Consider the following 14,859-nt stretch of genomic DNA (forward strand, 5'->3'; position numbering starts at 1 on the left):
TCGCGGTGACCCAGGCATGACACTCGACATCACTCAGTTCTATCAGACATTCTTCGACGAAGCCGACGAACTGCTCGCGCAGATGGAGCAGTTGCTGCTCAATCTGGATATCGCTCACCCGGACCCCGAAGACCTCGCGGCCATTTTCCGCGCGGCGCATTCGATCAAGGGTGGCGCGGCGACGTTCGGTTTTACCGCGCTGACGGAAACGACGCACATTCTCGAATCGCTGCTCGATCGCGCGCGCAATAACGAACTCGTGCTGCGCAAGGACATGATCGACACGTTCCTCGAAACCAAGGACGTGTTGTCCGGCCAGCTCGCCGATTACCGCGCGAGCGCCGAGCCGGACGCGGCTACTGCGAAGGCGATTTGCGCGAAGCTCGAACGCCTGAACGCGGAAAGCCGTGACGGCGTGGCGCCGGCTGCGCCCGCGCCCGCTGCCGCGAGCGTGGCGCCGGTTGAAACACAAGCAGTTGAAGGCGGCACCCCGCCGGAGCACGTCGTCGAACAGGCGGTGCAGGCGGCGGGTGAATGGATTGACGGCGAACCGGCACAGACCGGGCAAGCCACGGGAGACGGCGCAGAAACCGGTCCCCATCTGAAAATTACGCTACGGGGCGTTGGTGAGAAGGACCAGGAACTGCTGGCCGAAGAGCTCGGCAACCTGGGCAACATCGTCGGGCAGGTCAAGAGCGGCGGCGATCTCACGCTGTGGCTCGCGACCGATGTGACCTCCGACGACATCATCGCCGTGTGCTGTTTCGTGATCGACGAGAGTCAGATCGTGATCGGCCGCGGCACCGCACCGGCGGACGACACGCAGCAAGGCGAACCTGGAACGCCCGACGCTGCCGATTCGTCCCCGGCGCAAGCAGCACAGGCAACTCAGGCGGACCCTGCAGCATCGCCGGCACCGGCTGCCGGCACCGCTGCGCCCGCATCAACGGCCACGCATGGCATGTTCGACGCACCGGCTGCGGCCGCGCCGGCTGTGGCTCAATCGGCGGCGCAACCCGCGGCAGCGGCAAGCGCAGCGGCGCCGGCCAGCGCGGCCAGTGCAGCGAGCGCAGCCACGCCCGCCGAGCAGGATCGCAAAGCAGCACGGCCGGCTGCGGCAGCCGGCGGCGCCGAAGGCAGCTCGATTCGCGTCGGCGTCGAAAAGGTCGATCAGCTGATCAACCTGGTCGGCGAACTGGTGATCACGCAAGCCATGCTCGCGGAAACCACCAGCACGTTCGACCCGGCACTGCACGATCGCCTTTTCAACGGCATGGCGCAGCTCGAGCGCAATGCACGCGATCTGCAGGAAGCGGTGATGTCGATCCGCATGATGCCAATGGATTACGTGTTCAGCCGCTTCCCGCGTCTGGTGCGCGATCTGGCGGCGAAACTCGGCAAGGAAGTGGAACTCGTCACCTTCGGGCAAGCGACCGAACTCGACAAGAGCCTCATCGAACGGATCATCGATCCGTTGACTCACCTCGTGCGCAACAGTCTCGACCACGGCATCGAAACCGTGGAAGCACGGCGCGCGGCGGGCAAGGATTCGACCGGTCAGCTGGTGCTGTCGGCGGCGCATCACGGCGGCAACATCGTCATTGAAGTGAGCGACGACGGCGCGGGCTTGCGCCGCGACAAGATTCTCGCGAAGGCGGCCAAGCAGGGCATGCAGGTCAGCGAGACAATGAGCGACGAAGAAGTCTGGAACCTGATCTTCCTGCCGGGCTTCTCGACGGCGGAGCAGGTCACCGATGTGTCGGGCCGCGGCGTGGGTATGGACGTGGTGAAGCGGAACATCCAGTCGATGGGTGGTCACGTGGAAATCACCTCGCACGCCGGCAAGGGCAGCACCACACGCATCGTGTTGCCGCTCACCTTGGCGATTCTCGACGGCATGTCGGTCAAGGTCGGTAACGAGATATTCATTCTGCCGCTGAACTTCGTGATGGAGTCGCTGCAGCCGCAAGCCGAAGACATTTATACGGTGGCCAACGGCGAACGCGTGGTGCGGGTGCGCGGTGAATATCTGCCGCTCGTGGCGTTGCACGAAGTGTTCAACGTCGACGGGGCGAAGCAGGAACCGACGCAAGGCATCGTCACCATCATGCAAACCGAGGGGCGCCGCTTTGCGATGCTCATCGACGAACTGGTGGGCCAGCAGCAGGTGGTCGTGAAGAACCTGGAAACGAATTACCGCAAGGTGCACGGCATTTCCGCCGCGACCATTCTCGGCGACGGCAGCGTCGCGCTGATCGTGGACGTGGCAGCGCTGAACCGCGAAACACGCCACGCGCATGGCGCGATGAGCCTCGCATGATGTCCGTCACATTCGCCGCAACAGTAACACTTACTCAACTCATTTCATCCCAACCGTTTGGGGGCTAACGTGGCAGAAGTCCAATCCATCAATTCGAGCGTCGCGAACGCAAGCGGTGCCAATAGCCGCCGCGATGCGCAGCAGGCAGACGCCGGCGGTCAGGAATTCCTCGTCTTCACGCTCGGCGCCGAAGAGTACGGCATCGACATTCTCAAGGTGCAGGAAATCCGCGGCTACGACAACGTGACGCGGATTGCCAATGCGCCGGAGTTCATCAAGGGCGTGATCAATCTGCGCGGCATCATCGTGCCGATCGTGGACATGCGCATCAAGTTCCACCTGGGCCGCGTCGAGTACGACCACCAGACGGTGGTGATCATCCTGAACGTCGCGCACCGCGTGGTCGGGATGGTGGTGGACGGCGTGTCGGACGTGCTGACGCTCGCCACCGACCAGATCATGCCGGCGCCGGAATTCGGCGCCACGCTGACGACCGAGTACCTCACGGGTCTGGGCACCGTCGACGGCCGCATGCTGATACTGATGGACATCGAGAAGCTCATGACCAGCCGCGAAATGGCGCTGATCGAAACGCTCGGCGCCTGACAGCGGCAGCTTTCACGAAACGATTGGGACAGGGAGCATTGAAATGTTGAGCAGGTGGTCGATTCGCACGTCGTTGACGATGATGGGGATCATTCTGGTCGCGCTGACCGTGGTGGTCGGCGTACTTGGGCTGAGCGCGCTGAATCGCGCGAGCCAATCGCTCGACCGCATTGCGCGCGGCGATCTGGTTGCCATTCACGCGCTCGACGATGCTTCCGCGTATCTGCTGCGCTCGCGCGTGTCGCTGGACCGCTTCAATGCATTGAGCGCGGCGGGCGACACGGAGCAGGCGAAGAAGGTGCTCGATCGTGCGGAGGAGTTGTACGGCAAGGGCAATCAGAGCTGGCAGACGTATCTCGACGCGCCCAAAAACGGCGTGGCGCAGGCGCAGCTCGACGAACTGCTGGCGCGCCGTACGGTGGTGATGCGCGAAGGCCTCGAGCCGGAGTTCGCCGCGCTGCGCGCGAACGATCTGGCCGCCTATCACGCGATTGCGGATACGAAGATCAGCCCGATGTTCGTGGCCTACGACATCGCGGCCTCGGCGGTCGTCAAGAGCTTGCAGCAGCAGGCCGTGGATCAGCAGGCGAGCGCGCAATCGAACATCTCGCTGATGACGACGCTGATCATCGCCGTCACCGTGCTCGCGCTGCTGCTGGTGGTGGGCGTCCGCTTCGCGCTGCGCGGCCTGATCGTGCAGCCGCTCGCCGACGCGACGGCGTGCTTCGAGCGCATCGCCGCGGGCGACCTGTCCGAATCGATCAACGTCTTCAGCCGCAATGAAATCGGGCGGCTGTTCGCCGGCATCAAGCGCATGCAGGACAGCATGTCGACAATGGTGAGGGCGGTTCACAGCAGCACGGAATCGATCGACACCGGCGCGCGCGAAATCGCGATGGGCAACACCGACCTGTCCCAGCGCACCGAACAGCAGGCCGCCTCGCTGCAGGAAACCGCATCGAGCATGGAGCAGTTGACCGGCACCGTGCGGCAGAACGCCGAGAACGCGCGTCAGGCGAGCCAACTGGCCGTCAACGCATCCGACATCGCCACGCGCGGCGGCGACGTGGTGAGTCAGGTCGTCACGACCATGCAGGACATCGCGACCAGTTCGAACAAGGTCGTCGACATCATCGGCGTGATCGAAGGCATTGCCTTCCAGACCAATATTCTCGCGCTGAACGCGGCGGTCGAAGCCGCGCGCGCCGGCGAACAGGGCCGCGGCTTCGCGGTGGTGGCGGGCGAAGTTCGCAGTCTCGCGCAGCGCAGCGCGAGCGCCGCGAAGGAAATCAAGGAACTGATCGGCGATTCGGTCGACAAGGTGCAAAGCGGCTCGACTTTGGTCGGCCGTGCCGGCACGACGATGGACGAGATCGTGCAGGCCGTGCGCCGCGTGACCGACATCATGGGCGAAATCAGCGCGGCGTCCGAAGAGCAGTCGGGCGGCATCGAGCAGGTGAACCGCGCGGTCGTGCAGATGGACGAAGTCACGCAGCAGAACGCCGCGCTGGTCGAACAGGCGGCGGCCGCGGCGGCCTCGCTCGAAGATCAGACGCGTCAGTTGCAGGCCGTGGTGAATGGCTGGAAAGTGGCCGGCGGCGCGGCACACGGCAGCGCGGCGGCAACCCGTCCGCAACCGGCCGCATCCCGCGTGACGAGCAGCAGGAGCAAGCCGGCTGCCAAGCTTGCGCAGCATGCAGCCGTGAACGGCGGCGCAGCGCATCCGGCGACAGGCGCAGCCGCAACGAGCAACCCATCGGCGTCGGGCAATCACGACGCAGGCGCCGCGCGCGTCGAACCGGCACTCAGGCCGAAGACGGCCCGCGCGGCATCCGAATCCGCAGCACGTCCGGCCGCGGTCAGCGCAGCTACGGCGGGCTCGGACGCGGACTGGGAAACATTCTAGGAAGTGGCGCAAAGACATGCGGTCATTCGGCATCTCGCTCCATGAGGGGCGAATCATCGAAGCACGCTTTATCGGCGTGTCGCGGGCCGACTGCATGGTGGCGGAACTCGCGGGCGGGCGCGACCCCGCGAACACAATCCCTTCTTCCCAAGGCGAGTTCCTGGGCGGAATGCGGGATGGCTCGTATCGCAGGCAGGAACACTCATGATGGCAACGCGCGCACAGCAACGTCCCGAACGTTCGGACCCGGTTAGATCCGGCGAACAGTCGCGGGATTTCGAATTCACGTCGGCGGACTTCGCTCGCATTCGCGAACTGATTCACCGCAGCGCGGGCATTTCGCTGTCGGATCACAAGCGCGACATGGCGTACAGCCGTCTGGCGCGCCGTCTGCGCAGCCGCGGTCTCGACACCTTCAAGCAGTATCTCGACCTGCTCGAAGCGGAAAACGATCCGGCCGAGTGGGAAGCGTTCACCAATGCGCTGACCACCAACCTGACAGCGTTTTTCCGCGAGGCGCATCACTTTCCGATCCTCGCCGATTTCGTGCCGCGCCGCGCGCAGCCGGTTTCGGTGTGGTGCTCGGCGGCTTCGACCGGAGAAGAGCCGTATTCGATCGCGATGACGCTGATCGAAGCGCTCGGCGACAGCGGCGCGCGTCAGGCCTCGGTGCTCGCCACCGACATCGACACCCAGGTGCTGGCCAAGGCCGAAGCCGGCATGTACCAGTTCGATCAGGTTAAGCATCTCTCGCCCGAGCGGCTCAAGCGCTTCTTCCTGAAGGGCACTGGCGCGCACGCGGGTATGGTCAAGGTGCGCCCGGAAGTGCGTGCGCTGGTGCGCTTCGAGCAACTCAATCTCACCGACCGCGATTACCAGTTGCGTTCGCAGTTCGACGCGATCTTCTGCCGCAACGTGATGATCTATTTCGACAAGCCGACGCAAGCGCAAGTGCTCGCGCGCTTCGAGCCGTTGATGAAGGCGGGCGGCCTGCTGTTCGCCGGCCACTCGGAGAACTTCACGTACGTCACGCAGGCATTCAAGCTGCGCGGCCAGACCGTATATGAATTGACGCGTGATGCAAGCGGCGCGCGCACGCCGACGGCGACCCGCGGCTCGGCAACGGCATCGCATCAAGCGGCGAGCGGGGTGACGGTATGAGCAGCGCCCTGCCGATCGCCACCAATCTGTATTTCGACAACCACTTCCAGCGCCCCGGCGTGAAGTTGTTGCCAAACGAGTTTTACACCACGCACGAAGACATGGTGCTGGTCACCGTGCTCGGATCCTGCGTCGCGGCGTGCATCCAGGATCGCACGGCCGGGATCGGCGGCATGAATCACTTCATGTTGCCCGACGACGGCGCGGACGTCGCGCAGGCCGCATCGGATTCGATGCGCTACGGCGCCTACGCGATGGAAGTGCTGATCAACGAACTGATCAAGGCCGGCGGCCGGCGCGAGCGCTTCGAAGCGAAGGTGTTCGGCGGCGGTGCGGTGCTCGCCGGCATGACGACGATGAACATCGGCGATCGCAATTCGGAGTTCGTGCGCCGCTATCTCGCGGTGGAGAAGATCCGCATCGTCGCCGAGGACTTGCAGGGCTCGCATCCGCGCAAGGTGGCGTTCATGCCGCGCACCGGCCAGGTGATGGTGAAGAAGTTGCGCTTGCAGCAGGAAGCGGGCGTGGCCGAGCGCGAACAGGCGCTGATGCGGCGGAGCGCCGAAGCACGCGCCGAGCGGCTCGCCGCGGCACGCAAGCGGGTGGAACTGTTCTCGGCGCCGGCAGCGTCGAGAGCCAAGGTCGAACTGTTCGGCTCGGCGGCCGGCGGAGCAACGGGAACAGCGGCGAGCAGTGCGGGCGCAGGGGCAGCAAAGCCGCGCATCGAACTGTTCGGCACGCGCCCGATTAATTCAAACAACGCCAGAACCACAGAGGAGGCGTGAGCGCTGTGCAAAAGATCAAAGTACTGTGCGTCGACGATTCGGCGCTGATCCGCAGCCTGATGACGGAAATCATCAACGGCCAGCCGGATATGACGGTAGTGGCGACCGCACCCGACCCGCTGGTCGCGCGCGATCTCATCAAGCAGCACAACCCCGACGTGCTGACGCTCGACGTCGAAATGCCGCGCATGGATGGCCTCGACTTCCTCGAGAAGCTGATGCGCCTGCGGCCGATGCCCGTCGTGATGGTCTCGTCGCTGACCGAACGCGGCAATGAAATCACGCTGCGCGCGCTGGAACTCGGCGCGGTCGACTTCGTCACCAAACCGAAGGTCGGCATCCGCGACGGCATGCTCGATTACTCGGAAAAGCTCGCCGACAAGATTCGCGCCGCCGCGCGCGCACGCGTGCGCCAGGCCGCGCCGGTGCAGCACGCGGCTGCACATGCCGCGCAGGCGACGGTCGGCGCGGCACCGCTGTTCAACAATCCGCTGCTCAGTACCGAGAAGCTGATCATCGTCGGCGCGTCGACGGGCGGCACGGAAGCGATCCGCGAAGTGCTGGTGCCGCTGCCGCCGGATGCACCCGCGGTGCTGATCGCGCAGCATATGCCGCCGGGCTTCACAAAATCTTTTGCACAACGCCTCAATGGTTTGTGCCGGATTACCGTTAAAGAGGCAGAGCACGGCGAACGCGTGCTGCCGGGACATGCTTACATTGCACCCGGCCATGCTCATCTGTTGCTTGCGCGCAGTGGCGCGAACTATATTGCTCACCTGTCGGACGAGCCGCCGGTCAACCGGCATCGTCCGTCGGTGGACGTGCTGTTCCGTTCCGCCGCGCAGCATGCGGGCAAGAACGCGGTCGGCGTGATTCTGACCGGCATGGGGCGCGACGGGGCCGCCGGACTGCTGGACATGAAAAAGGCAGGGGCGTACACCCTTGCGCAGGACGAGGCGAGCTGTATTGTGTTCGGCATGCCGCGTGAAGCGATTGCACTTGGCGCGGCGGACGAGATCGCCGCGTTGCCGGAAATGAGCCGACGTGTGATGGCGCGTCTCTCGGCAATGGGCGACCGCGTTCAGCGGGTATGATGCGGGCCGGTAGGATTTGAGGCGCTGGTTTGAGGCGCGAGTTGAGCGGTGAGGCGCCGCACCATGGATCAAGCAAAGGGAATGAAATGGATAAGGGAATGAAGATTCTGGTTGTTGACGACTTTCCGACGATGCGCCGGATCGTCCGCAACCTCCTCAAGGAACTCGGCTATTCGAACGTCGACGAGGCGGAAGACGGCCAGGCCGGTCTCGCGCGTTTGCGTGGCGGCACGTACGACTTCGTGATCTCCGACTGGAACATGCCGAACCTCGACGGTCTGGCCATGCTCAAGGAGATCCGCGCCGACGCCAACCTCACGCACCTGCCGGTGCTGATGGTGACGGCCGAATCGAAGAAGGAAAACATCATCGCGGCGGCGCAGGCCGGCGCGAGCGGTTATGTCGTCAAGCCGTTCACGGCCGCGACGCTCGACGAGAAGCTCAACAAGATTCTCGAGAAGATGGCCAAGACCGGGAGCTGATGTGAATCTGCCGACCAACGCGCAAGGCGCCGACGCGGGCAACGAGAGCGGCGACTTCGCGTCCGACCGTATCCTGGCCCGCATTGGACAACTGACGCGCACGCTGCGCGACTCGATGCGCGAGCTCGGGCTCGACAAGCATGTCGAGCGTGCGGCCGAAGCCGTGCCCGATGCCCGCGACCGCCTGAAATACATCGCGGATATGACGGAGCAGGCCGCCGAGCGCGTCCTGTCCGCTATCGACATCGCCAAGCCGATCCAGGAGCAGCTGCAGAAAGACGCGGGCGAACTCGACGCGCGTTGGGAGCAGTGGTACGCGGCGCCGATCGAGCGCGAGGAAGTGCGCGCGTTGATGAACGACACGCGGACCTTCCTGCGCGGCGTGCCCGAGGCGACCAGCGGGACCAACTCGCAGCTCATGGAGATCATGCTGGCGCAGGACTTCCAGGATCTGACCGGCCAGGTCATCAAGAAGATCACGGATGTCGTGTATCTGATCGAGCAGCAGTTGCTCGGCGTGCTGGTCGAGAACATCGCGCTCGAACGGCGCGAGCAGTTCGCGGCGAACGCGGCGGCACTGGCGGCCGAAGTCTCGTCGACCGGCAGCCCCGAGCATCTGCTGAACGGTCCGCAAATCAATCCGGAAGGCAAAACGGACGTGGTGCAGGACCAGTCGCAAGTCGACGATCTTCTGGCCAGCCTCGGCTTCTGACCCACCGGCGCGACGCCACGTCGCGCCCGCCCACCAAAGGCGCTGGGTCCAGCCGGGACCCATAGCGAGCCACGCCCCCGCGTGTGCTTGCTGTCTGCCGACACAAACCACAGGCATACTACGGGCTCAAGCAGCGGCACGGCGCTCCGGCGAAGACACATGCCGGTCGGTGGCACGATGGGGAGAAACCCTCCACGGTGCGATCGCAGCGGTGCCGTATGATCTGCGTACATGCAGCCGGTTTGCATCACGTGCGAACCGAGCGGCCGCTCGGGAGGAGCCTTGTTATGTGGAGTCGTGTACGCCGCGCCGGGATCGTTACGGCGCTTGCCTTACCCTGTTCGCTAATCGTCGTGCAGTCCGCTCATGCGGGACTGGGCGGCGCCCCCATGACACCGCCCACGGGCGCGTCAGTCTCGTCGCGTACCGTTCAGCCCGGCAGCAGCGCCGTCAACGCGGCGCAGAGCGTAATGCGCTCCGCGTCCAACGCCGGGTCGTCCGCTACAGCTTCCACGTCTTACACCGTGCGTGAGACGGCGCTCGGCAACGGCACCGTGGTCCGCGAATATCTCGCCTCGGACGGATCCGTGTTCGGCATCGCCTGGCGCGGCCCGCAAATGCCGGATCTGAACGATCTGCTCGGCAGCTATTTCCCGCAGTACGTGGCAGGCGTCAAGGCGGTGCGCGCGGCGCGCGGCGGCGGCCGCGGCCCGGTCGCGGTCGACCAGAGCGGCCTCGTGGTGCGCTCCGGCGGCCACATGGGCTCGTTCAGTGGCCAAGCGTGGTTGCCTCCTGCGCTGCCCGCCGGCGTCAGCGGTTCAGACAGCGTCAGCGGTTCAGACATCCAGTAATAGCGAGGACGAGACATGCGAACCAAGCATATTGCTGTGAAGCTCAAGGGCTGGATGCAGGCCGTCGTCGCCGTGGCGCTGGTGTCCGCGCTCGTCGCGTGCGGCGGCGGTGGCGGCTCCAACAACGATTCGTCGACCTCGCTGAACGGCGGCTCGCTGCCGGCCAGTCCGACTCAGCAGCCTATTGCCGCCACTGCGGCGAATACAGTGCCCATCACCGTCGGCCGAGGCGTGAACGGCGTCATCAATATCCCGGCGGTCAGCGTGAGAATATGCGCGCCCGGTTCGACCACGAATTGTCAGACCATTGACAATATCCAGGTCGATACCGGTTCCTACGGGCTGCGCGTGGTCAGCTCGGTCCTGAACGCCTCGCTGCTCAATGCGTTGCCGGTCAGCACCATCAGCGGCAGCGGCGCCCAGCTCGCCGAGTGCGCGACCTTCGCGGACGGCTTCACGTGGGGCACGGTGCGCACCGCGACCATCGCGATCGGCGGCGAGACGACGACGGCGGCCGTTCCGATGCAGATCATTGGCGACAAGGATTCGAGCACGGTGCCCACGCCCGGCTGTGGCAGCGGCCAGGCCGAGAACAAGGTTGACGATCTCGGCGCCAACGGTATTCTCGGCATCGGCACGTCGCCCACCGATTGCGGTACGACCTGCTCGGACCCGGCACAGGCGGCGAAATTCAGCAATTACTTCGCCTGTCCGGGCGGCGTGTCGTGCGCCCGCACGGCGGTACCGCTCGCCCAACAGGTGGCCAATCCAGTCCCGTTTTTCCCGGTCGACAACAACGGCGTGATCGTGCAGATGCCGCCGGTGTCCAACACCGGCGCGTCCTCCGCCACCGGCACACTGGTGTTCGGCGTCGGCACGCAGGCGAACAACGCGCTTACCGGGGTCCAGCTTTTTACCACCGACGCTTTCGGTGACATGGACAACAGCGTGTTCAACGGCGCGCAGGTACAAGCCTTCCTCGATTCGGGCTCGAACGCCTACTTCTTCGGCGATAGCTCCCTTGCGCAGTGCGGCAGCAACTTCGCGGGCTTTTACTGCCCGTCGTCGGCGCAAACGCGGACGCTGACGCTGGTCGGGCTGAACAAGGCGCAGGCGAACGCCAGCATCGGCATCCTGAGTGCGGCGACGCTGTTCAGCAACGGCAACAACTACGCGTTCAACGACCTGGCGGGGCAGATCGGCGGCAACAGCAGCTTCGATCTGGGGCTGCCGTTCTTCTACGGCCGCCATGTGTATTACGGCATCGATCAGACCGCAAATGGCGGTCAAACGCCTTTCGTGGCGTTCTGATCGAAGCGCCACACTGACGCCTGAGGGCTGAAGCCGAACCGGCGCTCGCGCGAAACACGCGGGTGTCCGGCCCGGCCACGAGTTGCCGTTTCACGTCAGCAGGGCCGGCCGGCGGGCTTCCCGGCCGTCTCCATCCGTCGAAATACCCCCCTTTCTCCGCCTTTATCCGCCGATCGGTGCTTGCGTCGAGCGGGAATAATCGCTCTCACTGGAAAGAGGCGCCGTGCCTCAGCCGACCGGAGAGCGTTTGTGGCAGAGGATAGCGACCTCGAAAAAACCGAATCAGCCACTCCCCGGCGCCTGCAGAAGGCGCGCGAGGAAGGGCAGATCGTGCGTTCGCGCGAGCTGTCCACCTTTGCGCTGCTGGCGGCGGGGTTCTTCGGCGTGTGGGGGATGTCCGGCAGCATCGGCGAACATTTGCAGGGCATGCTACGCGCGGCCTTCACGTTCGATCACGCCGGCGCGTTCGAAACCCGCCGCATGATGATCGGCGCGGGCGTGGCGAGCCGCGAAGGGCTCTACGCGCTGCTGCCGATTCTCGCCTTCACCGGCGTCGCCGCCTTGTTCGCGCCGATGGCGCTGGGCGGCTGGCAGTTGTCGGCGAAAGGCCTCGAGCCGAAGTTCGACCGCCTCAATCCGATCGCCGGCCTCGGCAAGATGTTTTCGATCAACGGACCGATCCAGCTCGGCATGTCGCTCGCGAAGACGCTGGTGGTGGGCGTGATCGGCGGCACGGCGATCTGGAATCGCCGCGAAGAGATTCTCGCGCTGGCGACCCAGCCGCTGCATCTCGCGCTCGCCAACACCGTGCATCTGATCGCCGTGTGCTGCGGCATGACGGTGGCGGGCATGTTCGTCGTCGCCGCGATGGATGTGCCGTATCAACTGTGGCAATTCCACAAGAAGCTGCGCATGACGAAGGAAGAAGTGAAGCGCGAGCACCGCGAAAGCGAAGGCGATCCGCACGTCAAAGGCCGGATTCGCCAGCAACAGCGCGCGATTGCCCGCCGTCGCATGATGACCAACGTGCCGAAGGCCGACGTGGTGGTGACCAACCCGACGCACTTCGCCGTGGCGCTGCAATACACCGACGGCGAGATGCGCGCGCCGAAGGTGGTCGCCAAGGGCGTCAACCTGGTGGCGGCGCGGATTCGCGAAATTGCCGCCGAGAACAATGTGCCGCTGCTGGAAGCGCCGCCGCTCGCGCGGGCGCTGTACCACAACGTCGAACTCAATCGCGAGATTCCGGGCCCGCTATACGGCGCGGTCGCCGAAGTGCTCGCGTGGGTGTATCAGTTGCGCCGCTTCAAGGCCGAGGGCGGCGACGTGCCGCTCGCGCCGACCGAACTCGACGTGCCCGCGGAACTCGACAAGGGCGGTGTATCGGACGACGAAGCCGATCAGGAAGCCGCCGACACGCTCAACCCAGATAACGAAGACGCTTCAGGAGCCTCCGCATGAACGCTCGCGCCGGTTTCCTCGCCCGACGGCCAGACGCCTTGAGCAGCACCAATTTGCGCGCCCTCGCCGGGCCGGTGCTGATCTGCATGATCCTCGGCATGATGATTTTGCCGTTGCCGCCGTTCCTGCTGGATCTGCTGTTCACCTTCAACATCGCGCTGTCCGTGATGGTGCTTCTCGTCAGCATGTACACGATGAAGCCGCTCGATTTCGCGGCATTCCCGAGCGTGCTGCTGTTCTCGACCTTGCTGCGCCTTTCGCTGAATGTGGCGTCCACGCGGGTCGTGCTGCTCGAAGGCCACACCGGTCCCGACGCGGCCGGCCAGGTGATCGAGTCGTTCGGCCACTTCCTCGTGGGCGGCAACTTCGCGGTCGGTATCGTCGTCTTTATCATTTTGATGGTCATCAACTTCTCGGTGATCACCAAGGGCGCGGGGCGGATCGCGGAAGTGTCCGCGCGCTTCACGCTCGACGCGATGCCCGGCAAGCAGATGGCGATCGACGCCGACCTGAACGCCGGCCTCATCAACGAAGAGCAGGCCAGAAAGCGCCGCGCCGAAGTCTCGCAGGAAGCCGAGTTCTACGGCTCGATGGACGGCGCGAGCAAGTTCGTGCGCGGCGATGCGATCGCCGGTTTGCTGATCATGGTGATCAACATCATCGGCGGACTGATCGTCGGTATCGTGCAGCACGACATGAGCTTCGCGGCGGCGGGCAAGAACTACACGCTGCTCACCATCGGTGACGGCCTCGTCGCGCAAATTCCGTCGCTGGTGATTTCGACGGCCGCCGGTGTGATCGTCTCGCGTGTGGCGACCAACGAAGATATCGGCACGCAGCTCACCGGCCAGTTGTTCACCAATCCGCGCGTGCTGGTGATCACCGGCTGCATTCTCGTGCTGATGGGCCTGATTCCGGGCATGCCGCACTTCGCGTTTCTGATTCTCGGCGGCGGTCTGATCCAGCTCGGCCGCACGATGAAAAAACGCGCCGAGGAGCGCAAGAACACCACGGCACTCGTCGACGTCGCACCGGCCGCGCTGGCGCCCGTCGAAAACACCGAAGCGAGCTGGGACGACGTGACGATGATCGACACGCTCGGCCTCGAAGTCGGCTACCGGCTGATTCCGCTCGTCGACAAGAACTCGGACGGCGAACTGCTCAAGCGGATCAAGAGCATCCGCAAGAAGTTCGCGCAGGAAATCGGCTTTCTGCCGCCGGTCATTCATATCCGCGACAACCTGGAATTGCGGCCGAACGGCTATCGCATCGCGCTCAAGGGCGTCGAAGTGGGCGTCGGCGAAGCGTATCCGGGCCAGTGGCTAGCGATCAACCCGGGCCAGGTGTCCGCCGCGCTGCCGGGCACGCCGACCCAAGATCCCGCCTTCGGCTTGCCGGCCATCTGGATCGATACGAACCTGCGTGAGCAGGCGCAGGTGTACGGCTACACGGTGGTCGATTCGAGCACGGTGGTGGCGACGCACCTGAATCATCTCGTGGTCACGCATGCGTCGGAATTGCTCGGCCGCCGGGAAGTGCAGGCGTTGCTCGAACGGATGCAGAAGGACACGCCGTCGCTCGTCGACGATCTGGTGCCGAAGGCGCTGCCGCTTACCACGCTGCAAAAGGTGCTGCAAAATCTGCTGGAAGAAGGCGTGCCGATTCGCGACATGCGCACGATTCTCGAAGCGCTCTCCGAACACACGCCGAAGATCACCGACGCGCACGATCTCACCGCCGCCGTGCGCCTCGCGCTCGGTCGGGCGATCACGCAACAGTGGTTCCCGGGCGTCGGCGATATGCAGGTGATGGGCCTCGATTCGAATCTCGAACGCGTGCTCTCGCAGGCGCTCTCGACCGGCTCCAACCCGGGTCTCGAGCCGGGCCTCGCGCACACGCTGCTGAACGAAACGCAGAAGGCGATGACGCGTCAGCAGAACCTCGGGCTTGCGCCTGTGCTGCTGGTGCAGCATGCGTTGCGGCCCATGCTCGCGCGCTTCCTGCGCCGCAGCCTGCCGCAGCTGAAGGTGCTGTCGTATGCGGAAGTGCCCGACACGCGCAATATCAAGGTGGTGAATCTGATCGGCGCGCACGGTTAGCGCGTATCGCTTACTGAGGTCAGTTTGTGGCCGATGTCTTTTGCCGGCGCTCGTGGAGCGCCGGTTTTCAT

General features: G+C 64.8%; 12 protein-coding genes. All 12 read left to right on the top strand.

All coding sequences use genetic code 11. The features are described 5' to 3' along the window. The first annotated feature begins 16 nt into the window (after positions 1-16). The 12 genes from cheA (at position 17) to flhA (ending at position 14,788) form a co-directional block, all read left to right on the top strand. The gene (cheA, locus tag B0G73_RS29945; protein ID WP_106284781.1) at positions 17-2,320 is read left to right on the top strand and encodes a chemotaxis protein CheA; all 2,304 of its coding nucleotides are present in this window, start codon (positions 17-19) and stop codon (positions 2,318-2,320) included. 69 nt (positions 2,321-2,389) lie between these two features. After that, positions 2,390-2,926 carry a chemotaxis protein CheW gene (locus B0G73_RS29950; RefSeq protein WP_106284782.1) on the top strand — a complete coding sequence of 179 codons (537 nt, stop codon included), beginning with the start codon at positions 2,390-2,392 and terminating at the stop codon, positions 2,924-2,926. Positions 2,927-2,969: 43 nt separating this feature from the next. Further along, entirely contained in the window at positions 2,970-4,832 is a 1,863-nt protein-coding gene (locus B0G73_RS29955) for a methyl-accepting chemotaxis protein (protein ID WP_106284783.1), read from the top strand. Between the two features lie 204 nt (positions 4,833-5,036). Further along, positions 5,037-5,993, top strand: coding sequence for a CheR family methyltransferase (locus B0G73_RS29965; RefSeq protein ID WP_106284785.1), 957 nt, complete (start codon positions 5,037-5,039; stop codon positions 5,991-5,993). Beyond that, a complete protein-coding gene (gene cheD / locus B0G73_RS29970; RefSeq protein WP_106284786.1) occupies positions 5,990-6,778 on the top strand; it encodes a chemoreceptor glutamine deamidase CheD in 789 nt (262 codons plus the stop codon). The genes B0G73_RS29965 and cheD overlap by 4 nt, the downstream gene beginning before the upstream one ends. 5 nt (positions 6,779-6,783) lie before the next feature. Next, positions 6,784-7,872 carry a chemotaxis response regulator protein-glutamate methylesterase gene (locus B0G73_RS29975; protein WP_166679057.1) on the top strand — a complete coding sequence of 363 codons (1,089 nt, stop codon included), beginning with the start codon at positions 6,784-6,786 and terminating at the stop codon, positions 7,870-7,872. 86 nt (positions 7,873-7,958) lie between these two features. Beyond that, positions 7,959-8,354, top strand: a complete 396-nt coding sequence (cheY, locus tag B0G73_RS29980; protein ID WP_095417937.1) for a chemotaxis response regulator CheY — start codon at positions 7,959-7,961, stop codon at positions 8,352-8,354. 1 nt (position 8,355) lies between these two features. Next, positions 8,356-9,066: a protein phosphatase CheZ gene (cheZ, locus tag B0G73_RS29985; protein ID WP_106284788.1), complete on the top strand. Its 711-nt coding sequence runs from the start codon at positions 8,356-8,358 to the stop codon at positions 9,064-9,066. 287 nt (positions 9,067-9,353) lie between these two features. Next, positions 9,354-9,917 (top strand): DUF2844 domain-containing protein, encoded by a 564-nt coding sequence (locus B0G73_RS29990; protein WP_106284789.1) that lies wholly within the window; start codon positions 9,354-9,356, stop codon positions 9,915-9,917. Positions 9,918-9,932: 15 nt separating this feature from the next. Continuing rightward, positions 9,933-11,228 carry a DUF3443 domain-containing protein gene (locus B0G73_RS29995; protein ID WP_106284790.1) on the top strand — a complete coding sequence of 432 codons (1,296 nt, stop codon included), beginning with the start codon at positions 9,933-9,935 and terminating at the stop codon, positions 11,226-11,228. 249 nt (positions 11,229-11,477) lie between these two features. Next, positions 11,478-12,689, top strand: coding sequence for a flagellar biosynthesis protein FlhB (flhB, locus tag B0G73_RS30000; RefSeq protein WP_106284791.1), 1,212 nt, complete (start codon positions 11,478-11,480; stop codon positions 12,687-12,689). Then, positions 12,686-14,788, top strand: coding sequence for a flagellar biosynthesis protein FlhA (gene flhA / locus B0G73_RS30005; RefSeq protein WP_106284792.1), 2,103 nt, complete (start codon positions 12,686-12,688; stop codon positions 14,786-14,788). The genes flhB and flhA overlap by 4 nt, the downstream gene beginning before the upstream one ends. The last annotated feature ends 71 nt before the right edge of the window (positions 14,789-14,859 follow it).

The organism is Paraburkholderia sp. BL25I1N1 (assembly GCF_003002025.1).
In the GTDB taxonomy this organism is placed as follows: Bacteria; Pseudomonadota; Gammaproteobacteria; order Burkholderiales; family Burkholderiaceae; genus Paraburkholderia.